This window comes from Pseudomonas sp. BMW13, from assembly GCF_013357275.1.
GTDB lineage: Bacteria > Pseudomonadota > Gammaproteobacteria > Pseudomonadales > Pseudomonadaceae > Aquipseudomonas > Aquipseudomonas khazarica.
The window spans coordinates 234,115-251,982 of sequence record NZ_SUKD01000005.1 but is presented as its reverse complement, the minus strand read 5'-3'; the positions used below and the strand labels follow the sequence as shown (position 1 = coordinate 251,982).

The 17,868-nt window shown below is 56.2% G+C and carries 16 protein-coding genes; 14 read left to right on the top strand and 2 right to left on the bottom strand.

Annotated features, from left to right (window positions below; translation table 11 throughout):
- The first annotated feature begins 481 nt into the window (after positions 1-481).
- From E4487_RS06290 to E4487_RS06265, 6 genes are all read left to right on the top strand, one after another.
- On the top strand, positions 482-1,330 hold the full coding sequence (locus tag E4487_RS06290) for an ABC transporter six-transmembrane domain-containing protein (protein ID WP_175252953.1): 849 nt from the start codon (positions 482-484) through the stop codon (positions 1,328-1,330).
- A 7-nt stretch (positions 1,331-1,337) separates the two neighbouring features.
- On the top strand, positions 1,338-2,444 hold the full coding sequence (locus E4487_RS06285; protein ID WP_175252952.1) for an efflux RND transporter periplasmic adaptor subunit: 1,107 nt from the start codon (positions 1,338-1,340) through the stop codon (positions 2,442-2,444).
- Positions 2,441-5,542, top strand: coding sequence for an efflux RND transporter permease subunit (locus E4487_RS06280; protein ID WP_175252951.1), 3,102 nt, complete (start codon positions 2,441-2,443; stop codon positions 5,540-5,542). Before E4487_RS06285 ends, E4487_RS06280 begins: the two co-directional genes overlap by 4 nt.
- Before the next feature lie 38 nt (positions 5,543-5,580).
- Positions 5,581-6,483 carry a helix-turn-helix transcriptional regulator gene (locus E4487_RS06275; RefSeq protein ID WP_175252950.1) on the top strand — a complete coding sequence of 301 codons (903 nt, stop codon included), beginning with the start codon at positions 5,581-5,583 and terminating at the stop codon, positions 6,481-6,483.
- A gap of 333 nt (positions 6,484-6,816) precedes the next feature.
- Entirely contained in the window at positions 6,817-7,575 is a 759-nt protein-coding gene (locus tag E4487_RS06270; protein WP_175252949.1) for a bifunctional 2-polyprenyl-6-hydroxyphenol methylase/3-demethylubiquinol 3-O-methyltransferase UbiG, read from the top strand.
- Between the two features lie 401 nt (positions 7,576-7,976).
- Positions 7,977-9,139 (top strand): IS3 family transposase gene (locus E4487_RS06265; RefSeq protein ID WP_175252948.1). Its coding sequence is split into 2 segments (ribosomal slippage): positions 7,977-8,232 and positions 8,232-9,139, totalling 1,164 coding nucleotides; the frame shifts between segments, so codons are not numbered across the junction.
- A 245-nt stretch (positions 9,140-9,384) separates the two neighbouring features.
- Here E4487_RS06265 and E4487_RS06260 read toward each other — a convergent pair.
- Together E4487_RS06260 and E4487_RS06255 are read right to left on the bottom strand one after the other, a co-directional pair.
- Positions 9,385-10,695 carry a PAS domain-containing methyl-accepting chemotaxis protein gene (locus E4487_RS06260; protein ID WP_175252947.1) on the bottom strand — a complete coding sequence of 437 codons (1,311 nt, stop codon included), beginning with the start codon at positions 10,693-10,695 and terminating at the stop codon, positions 9,385-9,387.
- Positions 10,696-11,401: 706 nt separating this feature from the next.
- On the bottom strand, positions 11,402-11,464 hold the full coding sequence (locus E4487_RS06255; RefSeq protein ID WP_175252958.1) for a hydroxyisourate hydrolase: 63 nt from the start codon (positions 11,462-11,464) through the stop codon (positions 11,402-11,404).
- Positions 11,465-11,619: 155 nt separating this feature from the next.
- On the opposite strand from E4487_RS06255, the gene E4487_RS24480 reads away from it, so the two are divergent.
- The 8 genes from E4487_RS24480 to E4487_RS06215 all read left to right on the top strand — a co-directional run bounded on the left by E4487_RS24480 (position 11,620) and on the right by E4487_RS06215 (position 17,552).
- Positions 11,620-12,099, top strand: coding sequence for an ATP-binding protein (locus E4487_RS24480; RefSeq protein ID WP_306669865.1), 480 nt, complete (start codon positions 11,620-11,622; stop codon positions 12,097-12,099).
- Between the two features lie 471 nt (positions 12,100-12,570).
- Positions 12,571-13,350, top strand: a complete 780-nt coding sequence (locus E4487_RS06245; protein WP_175252946.1) for an EAL domain-containing protein — start codon at positions 12,571-12,573, stop codon at positions 13,348-13,350.
- A 328-nt stretch (positions 13,351-13,678) separates the two neighbouring features.
- Positions 13,679-14,191, top strand: a complete 513-nt coding sequence (locus E4487_RS06240) for an antirestriction protein ArdA (protein WP_175252945.1) — start codon at positions 13,679-13,681, stop codon at positions 14,189-14,191.
- Between the two features lie 504 nt (positions 14,192-14,695).
- Entirely contained in the window at positions 14,696-15,067 is a 372-nt protein-coding gene (locus E4487_RS06235) for an AlpA family transcriptional regulator (RefSeq protein WP_047588142.1), read from the top strand.
- A gap of 11 nt (positions 15,068-15,078) precedes the next feature.
- Positions 15,079-15,906, top strand: coding sequence for a replication initiator protein A (locus E4487_RS06230; protein ID WP_047588140.1), 828 nt, complete (start codon positions 15,079-15,081; stop codon positions 15,904-15,906).
- Positions 15,907-16,150: 244 nt separating this feature from the next.
- Entirely contained in the window at positions 16,151-16,789 is a 639-nt protein-coding gene (gene parA, locus E4487_RS06225) for a ParA family partition ATPase (RefSeq protein WP_074915915.1), read from the top strand.
- A complete protein-coding gene (locus E4487_RS06220) occupies positions 16,786-17,028 on the top strand; it encodes a hypothetical protein (RefSeq protein ID WP_175252944.1) in 243 nt (80 codons plus the stop codon). The genes parA and E4487_RS06220 overlap by 4 nt, the downstream gene beginning before the upstream one ends.
- On the top strand, positions 17,025-17,552 hold the full coding sequence (locus tag E4487_RS06215; protein ID WP_152488981.1) for a S26 family signal peptidase: 528 nt from the start codon (positions 17,025-17,027) through the stop codon (positions 17,550-17,552). The genes E4487_RS06220 and E4487_RS06215 overlap by 4 nt, the downstream gene beginning before the upstream one ends.
- Positions 17,553-17,868: the final 316 nt, after the last annotated feature.

The window sequence follows — 17,868 nt, the reverse complement described above, 5'->3', positions numbered from 1 at the left end:
CACCTCGGGAGTTCAGACGCTCGGCTGAGGCATCAACCTAACGGGGTGTCGGTGTCCGGTTTGATAGGGGCAAGTCCAATGGACGATCCTAAAAAGCAGGAATTGCTTTGATACTAGGTGGTATTGGAGCGAACTGCCCATTGCCTGACCAAAGGGATGAGGCGTACAAAATGTTGCGGAAGAGCCACAGCTCGCTTCGGGTTCTGCCCCAGAGCACTCCCTGTTGTGGTCAACGGAAACTGCACACTAGTACAGTGTTTATCCTGCCGGCTCGCTGGCGAAGGCTTTCAGCCTGCGCGCTTCATATCCAGCCACTAATCCTGCTCGCCATCATGCCTGCAACTCCGGCCTGACAGGCGTGCGACAGGGAGACCGATTCCTAGACCCACCACTCCCCCCAGTGCAGAGACAGCAAGCTGAGACACTTTTTCAAGTACGAGCAGCGCGACAATCGCCTCTGATCCAATTCAGAGGCCATAGCGTGAGCGCTTTGCAAACGATTTCCCTGGCGAAGATTGTTGTCGGGCACAAGCACAAGATCAGTGTTACCTGGCTTTTGGTAATAGCTGAAAATCTCCTTATGGCTTTGCTGCCGCTCTTTATCGGCTATTCGATCGACAGTCTGATGAACAATCAGTATCAGGATGTACTGATACTCGCCGGCGTGTTGACTGCCTTGGTCATCGTGGCAGTGGCACGGCGCATTTACGACACCCGTATCTATGGCGACATTCGCGTAAAAGTGGGTTTGGATACCGATAGTCGCCTGCGCAGCCGCCCGGTGAGTACGCGCAGTGCTCGTTTGAGTATGTCCCGCGAGCTCGTCGACTTCCTCGAGCACGACCTGCCGCCACTGCTCACCGCCATCATTCAGTTGCTGGTTACATTGATCGTGCTTGCCAGTTTCAGCCCTTGGCTTGCGATGAGCGCTGGAGGGGCTGGGCTACTGATGCTCACGATCTATGCCCTGTTTCACCAGTCCTTCGTAAGGCTGAATGCACGCCTAAACAGTCAGGTTGAGCGTCAGGTCAACGTACTCAGTTCCCTCCCTCCTAGCGGCCTGTATACGCATCTGAGAAAGCTAAAGGCGCGTGAAGTCAAGCTCTCCGATACCGAGGCCGCGCTCTACGGCATCGTCTTCATGGTGCTGTTCGCCTTTGTGCTGACCAACCTGCTGTTGACCACTCAGCTAAATACACCGAGTGCAGGCCAACTGTTTGCAGTGGTGACCTATTCACTGGAGTTCGTAGAAGCGGCACTGCTCTTACCGATCACATTGCAAACCCTCTCGCGTCTGCGCGATATCCACGGGCGACTCAATGCAGCGTAATTCAAGGATGCGACGCACCCTGCCCATAGTTGGCGGCATTGGCCTGCTGCTTGTGGCCATTACTCTGGTGATCATTACCGAACCTGCGCCGGTTACGACCAAGCCGCTCGTTGCTGATCCTGCGCCGGTGACAGTAGTGACGGTATACGCACAAGCGTTCGCTCCGACACTTACCGTGCTGGGCACAACATCAGCACGCTGGCAGGCTGAACTCAGGGCTCGCAGCGGCGCGCAGCTGCACTGGCTCGACGACAGCCTGGAGCCGGGCACCATTGTGCACAAGGATCAGTTGCTGGCCAGCCTCGATACCACCGTGCTGGAGGCCCAACTGGCGCAAGCCAAAAGTGATGTGGCTGAGGCCAAACTGCAACTAACACGCACCCAGCTTGAACAAGCCGTTGCGCTGAAAATGCTACGCGGCGAGCAAAACACTGCCTTCGGTCGCCGCGAGCCGCAAGTTGCTGCGGCGCGACTCGCGCTTAGCAAGGCCCGCGCCACGGTCACAAGTGTCGAAAAAATGCTGACGGATACACAGATCCGAGCGCCGTACGACGCAGTGATTTTTCAGCGGCAGGCCAGCCCTGCGCAACATGTTGAACAGGGCCAGGTACTGTTCGAGATTGCCGCCAGCGATAGCCTGGACGTCAAACTGCCGATCAGCGACAACCAATGGCAACGCTTATCTGGCGAGTTGGGCAAGGCCAAAATCAGCTTGGAGGACCGTCAGCAGCAACGCTGGCCAGCCAGCTTGCGCTACCTCGCGCCACTGGCCAATGAGGTTACCCGCCAAAGAGAAATCGTGCTGCGGGTCGATACCCCCTACCAGCGCATACCGCGCCTGCTGCCCAACCAGCACGTCAAGGTGCATCTGCGTCTGACCGAACAGCAAGATGCCATGCAACTGCCCCTGAGCGCGCTCACCCGCGACGACGAAGTCTGGACGGTGCAAGAGGCTCGACTGGTCAAAGAGCATGTTCGGCGGCTGCAGCATACAGAAGCCAGCGTCTGGGTAATCTTCAACGAATCACCAAGCGAGCCGCGCCAAGTGGTGCTTTATCCACTGCACTCCATGCTGCCTGGGCAAGTAGTGACGCCGATTGAGGCAGAGTTATGAACTACCTGAACCGCTGGTTCATTGCTAACCCCGTCGCGGCCAATCTGCTGATGATAACGATCCTGGCTGCTGGCTTGTTGTCGCTGACGCAACTGCGGATTGAGTCGTTCCCGCAGATTGCCCCTAGCAGCCTGGTGGTCAACATTGCCTACCCAGGCGGCACTGCGGCGCAGATCGATCAGAGCGTAACCCAACGCGTCGAATCGGCGATCAGCGGTATCGGTGGGATCAAGCAGATCCTCAGTCAGTCCAGTGCCGGCATGTCCAGCGTAAGAGTACGCAAGACAGCAGCGGCCGACTTGGACAAGCTGGTCGAAGAGGTACGCAATCAGGTCAACGCGATAGAGGGAATGCCACAACAAGCGGAGAAACCGCAGATAACCCGCGAGGAGTTCACCAACCTGGCCGCCTTTGTCATCGTATCTGGCCCGCATGACAACAGCATGCTGCAACCCATTGCCAGGCAGGTCGAGCTGGCCCTCAAACAGCACCCACGTATCGCCAAGGTAGCCAACCTGGGCAGTCGTCGAGCGCTACTGGTCATCGAACCTGACCTCGACAAGCTGCAAAGCACCGGCATGAACCTGGAGCAGGTTGCCGACGCGGTGGCACGCAACTCTCTGGAAACCCGCAGCGGCGAGATGAAAAACGCCGCTGGGCGCCTGCTACTGCGTGGCGACGGCTACGCCGATGGTCTGCAGCCGCTCAGCAGCATTGCCCTGCTCAATAACGCTCAAGGCACAGTGACTCTGGGCGATGTCGCTAGCATCAAACGCGAGTTCCAAGACGACGGAGCGATCGTCCGAAACAACGGCCAGACTGCCATCGCCCTATTAGTCAGCACCGCCAGGGAAGACAACCTGCTGCTGGTCAGCGAAGCCATCGCAGAAACTCTGGCCCGCCAGCAACGTTTGCTACCAGCGGATATCACCCTGACAACTATGGCGGACATGGCGCCGTATATCCGCGAACAGCTTGGACTGTTGGGTAACAGCGCATGGCAGGGGCTGTTGATTGTTATCGTGCTGCTGGGGCTGTTCCTCGAGCTGAAACTGGCATTCTGGGTCGCCGCGGGCATCCCCCTGGCCCTGGCCGGCACCCTCGCCGCGATGCAGGTTTTCGAGTACAGCGTGAACGATATTACCTTGTTCGGTTTCATACTCGTGCTGGGCATTCTGGTCGATGACGCCGTCGTCGTCGGCGAGAGCATCTATGCTCAGCGGCGCGCTGGGCGCCCTCCGGCCGAAGCTGCCTTGCAAGGCGTAAATAGGGTTTCCGTCGCAACCGTCTTTGGGGTGCTGACCAGCATTGCCGCATTCTCACCCATGCTGTGGATCAACAATGAGCTGGCCAAAGTGCTGGCAGGTTTCTCCGCCGTTGTGATCTTCGCACTGATGTTCTCCCTGCTGGAAAGCAAACTGATCCTGCCGGCACATTTGTGCGGCAACGAGATACGAATGCCCCTGGGTCTGAGTCGCCTGCAGCATGGTGCCCAAAGCGGCCTGCAGTGGTTCATCAACAAAGTGTATCGACCACTTCTGAGTGCGGCGCTCGAGCACAGCGCCGCCACCCTGCTCGGTTTCGCCGCTTTTATCCTGCTTGCGTACGGACTCTGGAGCAGCGGCGCAATCCGCAGCGCGATTTTCCCCGAAATCCCCGGGCGCTACATCACCGCAAAAGTCGACCTACAGGACGGAGCCCCTTTGGCGTTGCAAGCCAGAGTACTGGAACAGCTAACCCAGAGTGCCGAACAGACTTCCAGCACGTTGATGCGAGAATATGCGCTGAAACAGCCACTGCTGATCAACCTGCTGAGCCACTCTGATGGCTATGGCGAGATCGAGGTAACCGCCGAACTCAGCCAAGAAGCCCTGCGTCAACTCCCCAGCAATACCCTGCTTAAGCGCTGGCGCGAACGGACGGGTCCCCTGGAAGGCGCGTACGCCGTGAGTTTTGCTTCTGCGGAATCGCCTACGGGCGGCAGTCGACTAGCTATTGCAGCCTTGGACCGAGGCCTGGCCCGCGATGCCAGCCAAGCGCTGACGAACACGCTTGCCGGGCTTCCCGGCGTAAGCGACGTGTATGACGACGGCCAAGGCGGACAGCCCCAGATCAGCCTCAAGCTCAACGAGTTTGGCCGCCAAGTGGGCCTCAGCCAATACCACTTAGCACAATTGGCTGGAGAAGCCTTCGGCCAACGCGAAATTCACCGCATGCTTGAGAATGGACAGGAAACGAAGCTGATCTTGCGCTATCCCGCTAGCGCACGTCGTAACAAGGAGCAGTTGCTCAACACCCCCGTGTTCCTGAACAACGGCCAAACAGTAGCGCTCGGCGATGTGGCAGAGCTACACATCGAACGCGAGCCTGAAATCTTGTACCGACGTAACCGTGAACAGGTGGTCAATCTGTATTGGCGACAGGACCGCGACATTCAGGCACCGGAGCACACACTGGAACAACTGCAGGACGAAATTGCCACAGTCGAAGCGCGCTACCCCGCAGTCACGATCAGAGCTGCCGGAGAGTTCGAAGAAATCGACGAGGTACAGGATGGTTTCAAGCAGGCCATGCTGCTGACTCTACTTCTTATCTACTCACTCCTGGCGATCCCGCTCAAGTCATACTGGCAGCCGCTACTCATAATGGCAGTGATCCCCTTCGGTTTCGCAGGGGCGATTTTTGGCCATGGGCTCATGGGGTTACCGATCAGCCTTCTATCAATGTTTGGAATGCTGGCCCTGACCGGAATCGTGGTAAACGATTCACTGGTACTGATCACCCATTTCAACCAGAACATCCGCACAGGTTTGGGCCTGCGAGAGGCATTGATCAGCAGTGCTAGTAGTCGCTTTCGCGCCATTTTTCTCACTACTGTAACGACTGTATGCGGTCTATTGCCGTTGATCAGCGAGAGCAGTGAGCAAGCTCAGTACCTGAAGCCTGCGGCAGTATCGCTGGTGTTTGGCGAGCTGTTTGCCACCGCCATTACCTTGATTCTGGTCCCGATTTTGCTCGGCATCAGCTATCGGCTCAAAAAACCAGAATCTATCGACAGGGGCAGCGCGATGTTGCCACTTTCCAAGCCCCGCACATAGCAGCTACAGACAAGTCCTAGCTCATGGAGCAAGAGCAGATGCGTAATACCCCTCACATGTTGGCGCCGGAACATGCGCTGCTGAAAAACCTACCGCCCCACCAGCGCAAACGATTTGAGACCGCATTGCAGCTCATACACTCGACGCAAGGTTCGGCACTCGCCTGGCAGGAGGTGGCCAGGCGTAGTGCCATCTCTCCGTATCATTTCCACCGGCAGTTCACCCGAGTATTTAGTGAAACACCCGGCAGCTACCTGAGCCGCGTGCAACTGCAGTGGGCCGTATCCATGCTACTGGACAGTCCACAGAGAAAAATCACAGATATTGCCCTGGCCTGTGGTTTCTCTTCCTCCCAGGCACTGGCCAAGGCCTTGCAAAGAGAGCTACAGCAAACGGCCAAAGCAATCAAAGTGATCGGCAAAAGCGGCACGCTGGATCAGGTTAGAAGCGTGCTCGAGCCTTTGGCACACCGTGTACCGTCGAATCAAAATCCGCTAGAGATTCAACTGGCAGAAAACCTACCCTGTCGCCTTGAGGTACTTGAGGAGCGCGCTCTACACATCGAAAGGCTTCCAGATATCAGTTTCGAAGAACTCTGCGAGCGACTGGGTGACAAGCTCTACAGCCGGGCGATCCTGACACCAGTGAAATTACTCGACGCCCCCTGGGAAGATTGCATTCAGTGGTTTGGTAGCTGGTGTCCGGTAGTGACAGAAAGCGCCAAACACAAGCGGGTCCCCGCCGGTGAATACCTTACCTGCGAGTGCTATATCGCCTCGGACATGGGTTATATGGCAGCGCTAGAAGGCATGGAGAAACAGGCAAAAAGGCTTGATGTCTGCCCTGATTGGGATGGACTGTGCGTCGAGCAGATACTTGAGATAGATGACTCGATAACAGGCGGTATCGTGCTGCGCGTGGAAGTGCCTGTGAGGCGCTAAGTTGGGCCGAAAACGGCAGATTCGGGCGGAATGCACACAGCCCTGGAGGAAGATCCAGGGGCAGTGCCTGACCAGAATAATCAAAGATGCACGGGAGGCTGCCGGCTACTATGCCGTCTGGATGGACTAGGCACAACGGTTCCACGAGCCACACCCCAGCACCTCTAGAAAAGGTCGGCAAGGACAGTCAGAGAATCGCCGGGCACACCAGAAATGACTGTTCAGAAACCACTGAGCAAAAGACTGAATTGATTTTGTGCTCGAACTCCCTGGCAAGGTACTCAAGTCCAGACCACATGAGGTAGCCTTGTCACGTTTGTAGGGAGGAAAGAAATGCAAAACAGGTACGGACGACTCGCCTCTTGGATATATCACCTCGATAAGCCAATTGGCCACTCATTCGGCGATTTGGAGTACTACCAGCAGCGTCTGATGGGGTGTGATGGTCCGATCCTCGAACCTGCAGTTGGCAACGGGCGCATCTTCATACCACTGCTTGAATTGGGCCTGGCCGTAGAAGGCTTTGACGCCTCACAAGACATGCTCGAATACTGTCGCCAGGAGTGCCTCAATCGACGGCTTCCCATCTCCCTGACCTGCCAAACTTTCGAGCAGTTCAGTTACGATCATCGCTTCGCCGCAATCATCATGCCCGCTGGGTCGTTTCAGTTGATTACGGATACTGCGACGGCGATGACCGTGCTCAAGCGATTTTGGGATCACTTGCAGCCTGGTGGACGGCTGATACTGGACGTTGATCCAATTCAAGGCATCATCGGAGAAGGAAGCTCTGCTCGAAGCTGGGAGGTTGCCGGCAGTGACCTGCTAACGTTGACCAGCCATCGAGCCAAGATCGATTACATCAAGCAAACCACCCTATCCCACTTGCACTATCAGCACTGGCGAGATGGCAACCTGCAGGGTGCCGAGCTCGATCTATTCCACTTACGGTGGTGGGGCGTCGATGAGTTGGCATTTGCATTGCGAGAAGCGGGCTTTGTGGATGTGGTGGTGTCGGGTAACTACCAGCACGGACGTCAACCCAGTCAGGATGATCATATCATCAGCTTTGAAGCGAGTCGCCCAAGCTGAGGAAAGCTGGTCTGTCCTGGGCTGAGAGAACACTGACTTAGGTGGATAATACCCAGCATAAGGAGCATGTCGCAGGCGTCCGTTTCCGGCCCGAGTGTGTAAAAACACTTTCGTATCGTGGATGCCTCAGCTCAGCGCACTTGGGCGAGTCGATTGCCCACGCATTTGCCACGATCAGCACCGGTAACGCTCCGGAGCGTTTATGAAGCGTTTTAGCGCTACCTGGAGCAGCAAAAGCCAAGGGCTTTTACGCCGCCATTGCCTTCAACAAGCCTTCGGCGCCGATGATTCTCCTGACCCGCTTCATGTTGTAGCCCCCCCCTACAGCGCTCGATCTGTAGTGGTCTACTAATCCCGGACACCCATTTAGGGCGAGAATACTCGCCATAGAGAGGTGTCTGATGACCAAGCGACGTCGTTCCTTTACGCCCGAGTTCAAACGGGAGGCCGCCAGTCTGGTGCTCGACCAAGGCTATAGCCATATCGAAGCAGCCCGTTCACTGGGGCTGGTTGAATCGGCTCTGCGTCGATGGGTAAGACAGCTCCAAGAAGAACGCCAGGGCGTAACTCCGAAGAGCAAAGCACTGACTCCCGAACAGCAGAAAATCCAGGAGCTTGAAGCCAGGATCGACCGACTGGAACGGGAGAAAACGATTTTAAAAAAGGCTACCGCTCTCTTGATGTCGGACGAGTTCAATCGTACGCGCTGATAGACCAGTTAAGTGAGCGGGAGTCGGTAGAAGTGGTCTGTTCAGCGTTCGACGTGGTGCGGTCTTGCTACTACGCCCATCGCCTACGACGCCGTCGTGTTGATGCTCGCCGAGTGGCATTGCGCAGTCAGGTCAATCATCTGTTCAACCAAAGTCGAGGATCAGCTGGCAGTCGCAGCATCCTGGGCATGCTGCGCGAGGATGGCGTAAACATTGGCCGCTTTCGCGTGCGTCGGTTGATGCGCGAGCTGGGCCTAGTTAGTAAGCAGCCAGGCTCGCACGCTTACAAGCAGGCTACGGTTGAGCGGCCAGATATCCCGAACCGGTTGAACCGCGAGTTCACCACCGAACGCCCCAATCAGGTGTGGTGCGGCGACATCACCTATATCTGGGCGCAAGGCTGCTGGCATTACTTGGCGGCGGTGCTGGATCTGCATGCGCGACGAGTAATTGGCTGGGCATTTTCTACCAAGCCGGATGCAGAACTGGTGATCAAGGCGCTCGATATGGCGTATGAGCAGCGCGGAAAACCGCAGCAGGTGCTGTTCCACTCCGATCAGGGCAGCCAATACGCCAGCCGTCTGTTTCGGCAGCGATTGTGGCGATATCGGATGGAACAGAGCATGAGCCGCCGAGGCAACTGCTGGGATAACTCGCCGATGGAGCGGCTGTTCCGGAGCCTGAAGTCGGAGTGGATTCCATCGACCGGTTACCTGACGACTCAGGAGGCCAAGCGAGACATCAGCCAGTACCTGATGCAGCGTTACAACTGGATCAGACCGCATCAATACAACGATGGGCTACCACCTGCGGTGGCCGAAGAAAAACTTAACCCACTGTCCGGGATGGGTTGACCACTACAATCCTTCTTGCAAGCACACCTAAGAGACTCTGTCCCTACCAGTTACTCACAAGACCATGCAAATCCTAACCAAAGGAACTCAGCTTAGGCACTGACTGCGAGCGCACAACCATTGGCAGAAAATTAAACTAGACAACATCATCACAGACAGAATAATTCATAAGTAGAAAGCGATTACAGCCACGAACACACAATTTTATAGCTCATCAGCAGTAGCAGCTGGTCAACCAATAAAAACTACAGGCTCGTAGCAAAACGCTCTACAGCAGTAACAACATGCTGCGCATCATCCTGAATTTGCTCTATCATCTGCCCCACTTGCAATGACAGTTCCAAGCCTTTCTCTGCCTGTTCCTTGCTGCGTTCAATTATCTCGACAGCATTTCCAGTTAGCTGCTGATTTTGCCCAACGACTGTATTAATTTCATCAGTCGCTCCACTAGTACGTAAAGCCAACTGACGAACCTCATCAGCAACCACCGCAAAACCACGACCATACTCACCAGAGCGAGCAGCTTCAATTGCTGCGTTGAGCGCCAGAAGATTGGTCTGATTGGCAATGCCGCTAATATTTTTTACGATATCACTGATCAGCTGGGACTGTTTGTTCAGCGCTTCTATTCCTTGATTTGCTGCAAGCATATGATCGGCCAATTCCTGCATTGCACTCAGCATATCCCGAACTGCCTGCGCCGCCTTGCGAGAACTAGCATCAGTGCTTTTCGAGGTTTCGAAGGCAACCTTAGCAGCCTCAGCAACTTCCCTTTCTCGATTCACTTGACCGGTAATATCTGTCGCAAACTTAACCACCTTATAAAGCTGGCCATCGGCATTACTAACAGGATTATAAGAGGCCTCCAACCATATCTCATGCCCACGACTATCCAAACGCCGAAAACGACCAGCTACAAACTGCCCCGCACGCAGCCGCTCCCAGAAAGCTTTGTATTCCGAAGACCCTGACTCAGTTGAATCGCAGAATATACGATGATGCTTTCCACGGATTTGCTCCAAACCATATCCAACAGCATCAAGAAAGCGCTGGTTAGCTGTTATTATCTCACCATCTAAATTAAATTCAATCACAGCCGTAGAGCATTGTAGCGCCTTGATGAGATTCTCATGCTCACGAGATGCCTCAATTGTCCGCGTCAGATCACTGGCATAGATAGAAAACCCTAACAGATTACTGCTCTTGCCTCGCAAAGGTTGCAGTATTGAACGCAACCAGGCCTCCTGGCCATCACCACGTCGAAGGCGTATAACACCTGCCAAATGTTCACCACACTTAATCGCTTGACTTACTCGATGATAGAATTCAAGCCCACGGACACGATCTGGAATAAAATCCAGCAAGGACTTACCAACAAGCTGGTTAGCAGAATATTTCATCTCATCCAGAAAATTCTTATTCACCACCTTAATGTTGCCGAGTGCATCCAAGGTCAGACCGAGCATCTCTTCATCTAAGCTATCACGAACCTGCTCAATGACGGAGAGCTCCTCCCTGAGGGTATGATTCTCTAATTTAAGACGCTTGAAAAACATAACCCACCCCTTTACTGTAAAACACTGCCAAATGCCTTGATATACAGAGCCCTATTTAAACACTCAAAGCACCCGGCCAGCTTAACACTTGAAAACGCCCAATAATCACCAGTAGCGCCCAGACAAGTTTTACAAGCACGGTAGAAAGTTGCTCGATGCAAATCAACATCACTCAAACGTATAATTTACAGCGTAGCTTTAACTCCATCTTGACACATCGCATCGTAGCAAAATGAAAAAAATTCAATTCACAACCAACTCTCAGAGTCACTAGAAACAAAATTCCAGCTAGTGAGCCACTTGTGACCATAAGCACTGACAATCACATTGCATTTAAAAAATAGGCGTGCCTGGATTCATGTCGCAGACCGATAACGCCTCTCACGTGGCCGGGAACTGATCAGCTGTGACCACAAGCAACCTTGCCGGCCGGAGAAGCTAGCGATCACGGGCAATCAAAATATATACAAATCATACACCTTGTACAGGTCTTGAATAGGATTATTTGAGCGATGTACAGACGACAGTCGCCCTCAGGCGAACGCTCCGCCTAGCGGGAAGACTCTCGCCAGCAAGCGCCGCCCTCCTGTCTCATTTTCAAACCACGAGGACAACTCACGCCCCCAAGCAACGAGCAACACGACTTCCACGGCAGTCAAGGCGCCCAAAGATCACCGCACGACCTAAGGGCAGCACTTGAGCCCAATCAGTTACCGCGATAGGTCGAAAAACCGTAGGGGCTGAGAAACAGCGGAATGTGGTAGCTCATGAGATGCGCACGCCACTGAGCAACTTGATGGGTCAGACGCAGTAACTGCTTGGTCAGCCCCGGATCTGCGAGGACTACCAGAACCTGCTGCTCTCCAATCTAGAGAAGTACGAGAGACTAGCTCGAATGATAGATAGCATGCTATTCCTTACCAGATGCGAGCAGCCTCAAGCAAAAATAAAACGAGAAAAATTGACCTATATACTCTTGCCGAGCAGTTGTGCGAACACTTCAAAGGCATGGCCCAAGACCGTGGAATCTGGTTGATAAACCAATGCCATGGGCAGCTGGACGCAGCGCCAGAGCCACTACGCAGGGCGCGAGCAAACCTTATAATCAACGCACTTCGCTATGAAGCAAGCAACAGCCCCGTAGTCGTCAGCACAGAAATCAACCCGAACAGTATGAGCCTCTGGCTCCATAATCATGGCACTCCGATAGAGGCTGGGCACCTACCTAACCTTTTCGAGCGCTTCTACCACTGCTATGCCTCACGTCATCAACCTGATGACTCCGGCGGCCTTGGACTGGCGATAGTTCGTTCAGTCATGCATGCGCACATGAGCGAGGTAAAAATCAAAAGTAATGTTCAAGAAACAGTATTTAGCTTACGCCTCCCATTTAAAGACAACTAAAATACCAGTGACAGTTTCTACTTAACCGCCTCCGCTCTCGAAAAAACAGATCACACAGAAATGCGTGCACCACACATAAAAATAAAAACTCACAAACTAGAAACAACACAAATCTTTTCTAAAAAGTCTATTAACAAAAGCCATATCAGGCAATGCACCAGTAACGTTAAAGCAAGTACTGACAAGATAGAACCAACTCTTAGCAAACCTCGACTACGGTTCATGATGTTCTAAGGTTTGGTGCAAACCGCTGCTCTCTCCGCCCCTAGCAACGCCATACTCTCTACTCACTTCACCTAAACAGGACTGCTGCTGAACCCGCTGCCACCACAAGGGAAATTACGCTTCCGGGGTACAAGACACAAGGAAATCCACCCACCTTTGAAGCGGAAAAATTCTGGACTGAGTCGTTGAAAATGCTTACCGATGAGCTACGCTGCATGCTAGCCGTGAGCACCTAAGGGATATGATATGAGCGACTTAGATATAAGTGTCTTCCCTAAGCCATTTCAACCTATTGGCTGTAAAGAATGCCGCAATCCTGCAGCGCTTGGCTTCGAATTCCAGATGGCTTTTCAACTTATCGTCGACACCAAAGAGCATCGCCCCTTTGCATATGAAGCTCTAGTTAGAGGAGTAAATGGCGAATCCGCCTTAGAGATACTTGGCAAAATCAACGAATCAAATCGATACCACTTTGATCAGGCATGCAGAGTCAAAGCAATAGAGCAAGCGTCGAGACTTAAATTACAGGAAATACCAGACTGCCTGCTGAGCATTAACTTCCTACCCAATGCGGTATATAGAGCAGAAACCTGTATTCGCGCAACACTACAAGCAGCGAACCAGTTCGATTTCCCTAAAGAAAGGTTGATGTTCGAGGTCACTGAAGGCGAACAGATTCATCACGTCGACCATCTAAAAAGAATTTTTTCAGAGTATAGCCGACAAGGATTTACAACAGCAATCGATGACTTTGGCGCGGGCCACTCAGGATTAAACTTACTTGCGACCTTTCAGCCTCACATCCTTAAGCTTGACATGGCTCTAACCCGACAGATAGACAAAGATCCAGTCCGCCAGGCAATAGTCGCTGGAATCTCTCTTGTGGCGGACCGACTGAACATTCGTATAATTGCTGAAGGCATTGAAACCGCGGGCGAAAGAGATGCACTTACTGAGTTAGGCATACGCTACATGCAAGGATTCTTATTCTCCAAACCCTCAATAGATTCGCTGACCGCAATGTAGCACTCAACGAACACATTTAAATATCTTAAGTACTCTAACCAACCGCTCAAAGTCGGTAATCCTCACGACCAACCTCCACTCGGGAGCCCTTCAAACTATACGCAGCCATACTTTATATCAATCACACCAAGTAAATACCACTCGATTCGTAATAGGGGTTCTTGCCCCCTCAAAATCAAGAAAAATAGACGGTTTCCACCTGGCCGCTTCGCTGGGTGGAGCCTCCGCGATTTTTCCTGATTTTTTCACGACCGCCTTAGTCGCCCTAGTCGGCAGGGGTTCATGCGCAGCGCAAGCGCAGAACCCTGAAGACGAAGGAGCGAAAGCCATGAGCGAAGAAATCAGGATCTACGTTGCCGATCTGGCCGCCTACAACGCTGGTCACCTGCATGGCGTCTGGATCGATGCCACCCTGGAGCCGGACGACATCCAGGAGCAGGTCGACGCCATGCTGGCGGCCTCGCCGGTCGATACTGCAGAGGAGTATGCCATTCACGACTTCGAGGGCTTCGACGGCTACCGCCTCGGCGAATACGAGGGCCTCGATAGCGCCCATGGGATCGCGTGTTTCATCGAGGAGTACCCCGAGTTCGGCGGCGCCCTGCTCTCTCACTTCAATGACCTGGAGCAGGCGCGCAAGGCGGCCAAGGAGGACTATTGTGGCTGCTACAACTCGCTGGCCGACTACGCCCAGGAGCTGACCGAGGAAACCAGCAGCATTCCACCCCACCTGGCTATGTACATCGACTATCGCGCCATGGCCCGCGACATGGAGTACAGCGGCGACGTGTTCACCCTGGAGACCGGCTTCGAGCAGGTACACGTGTTCTGGAATCGCTAGGCCGAGCGGAAGGCACCGGTGCGACCCGGTGCCTTGTTTTTTGCGCCCCTGTCCTCCTGGCCACCCGCCCCCCCACCCGCAAGGCTGATGCACGGGTGCGCGCCCCGGCGATCAGCCTGGAACAACCACGTTGTGCCGCTAGTTGATTGAGACCGTTACGGTCTTACGGTTTTGCCCAAATCCGTAAGACCGTAACCGCGGATTTACGGATCTGTGGGGAAGCGGATTTACGCTTTTACGGATTTACGGGAATCCGCCGATGCGGTTTTCCGGTTTTGTGGAAAGCCGTAGACCCGTAAATCCGTAGGCTGCACGCGCGAAGCTTGGCGTGCTTGAGCACCATGGCCGGTGATGCGCGTAAATGAGCGTACACGGTCAGCGTCCAGACCTTCCCGGTATCAATCCTCCTCCCTCCTGCCTGCGCATTCGCCCAGACCCAACCCGACATGATCGAGCGCGACGGCTGCCGCACGGTGCACCTCCCACGTCAACGGAGGACACACCATGTCGCACTCAACCAATCTTTCACGTCAGCTGCGTCGCATCGATCTCGATGCCCCGCTGCACCGCAAGGCTGGGCCAACAGCACATGCCATGCGGCCCGTTGAGGGCGCTGGCGAGGCCCAAGCACCACAGGCCTGCCCTGCCCCTCGCTACCTCACCAACAACGAAGCCGCGGCCTTCCTGCGGCTGTCGCCGCGCACGCTGGAAAAGCAGCGGGTGATCGGCGGCGGGCCGCGCTTTCACAAGTTTGGCCGGCGGGTGATGTACGCGCTCGCCGATCTCGAGTCCTGGGCCGGTGAGCGCAGCTTCGAGACCACCTTCGATCCTGAGTACATCGACCGCCACCCGGGAGCGCAGCGTGATGATCAGTGAAACCTTCGGCTATGAATTGTCGGCATCTCGATTTGACTTCGCAGAGCGAGCAACTGGATCTGTTCCGCGCCCTGCCGGGGAATATGGCGCCACGCGACGCCCAGGATCTGATGGCGCATCCGTTCTTCTCGCTAGCCAAGTCACGGCGCACCGTGCCGATCGACTTTCGCTCGGGCGAGGTGACGGTGCGTGTGGAGGGCACGCTGGAGCATGGTATCGCCACAATCTGGGATGCCGACATCCTGATCTGGGCGGCCAGCCAGCTTGTCGAGGCGCGCGATGCGGGCATCCCCACTTCGCGCCTGATGCGTGCAACGCCTTTCCAGATCCTGCGCTTCATCGGCCGTGGCACCTCGCTGCGCGACTACCAGCGCCTGAAGGCGGCGCTGGACCGGCTACAGTCGACCAGCGTGGCCACCTCGATCCGCGAGACCACCGGCCGGCGCCTGCATCGTTTCTCCTGGATCAACGAGTGGAAGGAACTGGCCGCGGTGGATGGCCGGCCACTGGGCATCGAGCTGATCCTGCCGGACTGGTTCTACAGCGGGGTGCTGGATCAGGCCCTGGTGCTGACCATCGACCCGGCCTACTTCCGTCTCACCGGCGGCATCGAGCGCTGGCTGTATCGCCTAGTGCGCAAGCACGGCGGCAAGCAGGAGGACGGCTGGCAGTTCGACTTTCGCCATCTGTACCGAAAATCGGGCAGCTCGGCGCGCTATTCGGACTTTGCTTTGGATGTGCGTGCTCTGGTGGCCCGACAACCACTTCCGGGGTATCACCTGGAGGTCGTTCACCTGCCCCCATCGACCGAGTTGCTCGCCTTCCGGCGCGTGCCGTAGACGGCACGGGGATAACTTGCGGACAAGCTGTGAATGCAGTCGTGCTATCAGGCGCAACCGGGCTCGTGCTATCAGGCGCATCACCATCGTGCTATCAGGCGCACGAACTCCTCTGCAGGCTACGACTGGCGGGCCTTTCAGCTCCCCTTAACTTAACTAACTTAAAAGCTCTAACTTGTTATTGGGGCAGCGCCGCTGTGTGGACAGGTGCTGAACGGGGCAGTTTGGTCGGGGAGATCTGGCCATGATCGTCGCCCTGCTCAACCAGAAAGGCGGAGTCGGCAAGACCACCCTGGCCACCCATATCGCTGGCGAGTTGGCCCTACGCGGGCAGAACGTCATCCTACTCGATGCCGACCCACAGGGCTCGGCGCTGGACTGGACGCAACGGCGCAGCCAGCAAGGTTTGCCGAGATTGTTCAGTGCTGTCGGCCTGGCGCGCGAGACACTGCACCAGGAAGCCCCGGAGCTGGCTCGTCGCGCCGATCACGTGATCATCGACGGGCCACCGCGTATTGCCGCCCTCGCCCGCTCGGCGTTGCTGGCGGCGGATCGCGTATTGATCCCGGTACAGCCCAGCCCCTACGACCTGTGGGCCAGCGCGGAGATGGTCAACCTGATCCGCGAGGCGCAGGTGTTCAGGCCGACGCTGCGCGCGGCGTTCGCTATCAACCGCCGCGTCAGTACCACGGTGATTGGCCGGGAAGCGCGCGGCGCCTTGGCCGACCAACCACTACCGGCGCTGCAGGCAGAGGTTCGCCAGCGCATCGTCTTCGCCGAGAGCGTGGCAGCCGGTCGCCTGGCCCGCGAACTGGCGCCGGACAGCGCCGCTGCGCGCGAGGTCAGCAGCCTGGTCGATGAGCTGCTGAGGTGGTCGCCATGAGCGGCAAGCGCATCGGTATCGGTGCACGCCCACTGGCCGACCCGCAGGCCGAAGCCTGGATACGCCAGGGCGCCGCCCTCGACAGCGGCAAGGCCGAGCGCTACAGCGCCCGGCTGACGCTGGACGTGACGCCGGCACTGCGCACGCGCATCAAGCTGGCGGCCTTCGAGCGTGGCATGACGATGGCGGAGATGCTGCGCGCAGTGCTGGAGCGACAGTTTCCGGAGGCCACGTCATGACGTTAGGTGCTCGCGGCGTGCGGTGGCCATTGGCGCTGCTCGCCGGCAGTTTGTTTGCCCTGGGTTGGGCAGCAATTGCGACGTCGCCACCACGGCTGGTCTACAACGCGTCCGACAGCGTGCCCGTTGGCTGGTACCGCATTTCGCCGGTCAACTCGTGGGCGCCTGGCGACCTGGTGCTGGTTCACCTACCGCCGGAGGTGAGGTCGCTGGCGGCGCAGCGCGGCTACCTGCCGGCGGACGTGCCGTTGCTGAAAACCGTGGCGGCGATGACGCCACAGCGGGTGTGCGTGGTGGACAGCCAGGTGCTTATCGATGGCGTCGTTGTTGCCAGGCGCTTGAGGTGGGATCGACAGGGCCGCGCGCTGCCAACCTGGCAGGCCTGTCAGCGCCTGGTTGGCAATGAGCTGTTCCTGCTCAGCAGCAGCAACCCGGCGTCGTTCGACAGCCGCTACTTCGGCCCGGTGTCTGCCGACGCGGTGATTGGTCGGGCGCAGCCCTTGTGGCTGGAGTCGCGTCGATGAGCTGGCCGTTTCCCTGTCGGCCCGCATGCCGACTGCATGCACTCGACGTGCGCGGTCGCGGGCCGCCTGGCTGCAGATACCTCTGCCCTCGCCTGCCAGCCAGGAGCTTTGGAAATCGCAGTCCCGCCTCCCCTGATTACCCATGCCAAGAGCGCAAAGGCACGGAAAAAGCGGAGGGCAAGATAAAAGGGGGCGGCACTTCGTTGGCCTGGAAAGCAGTCTGCACGGGGGTTGGCGGCGACACAGAGCCTACGTCGCCAGGTGCCGAAATCGTGTTCGCCCCACAGCGACACTGGCTTAAAAGCGTGCCTGACAC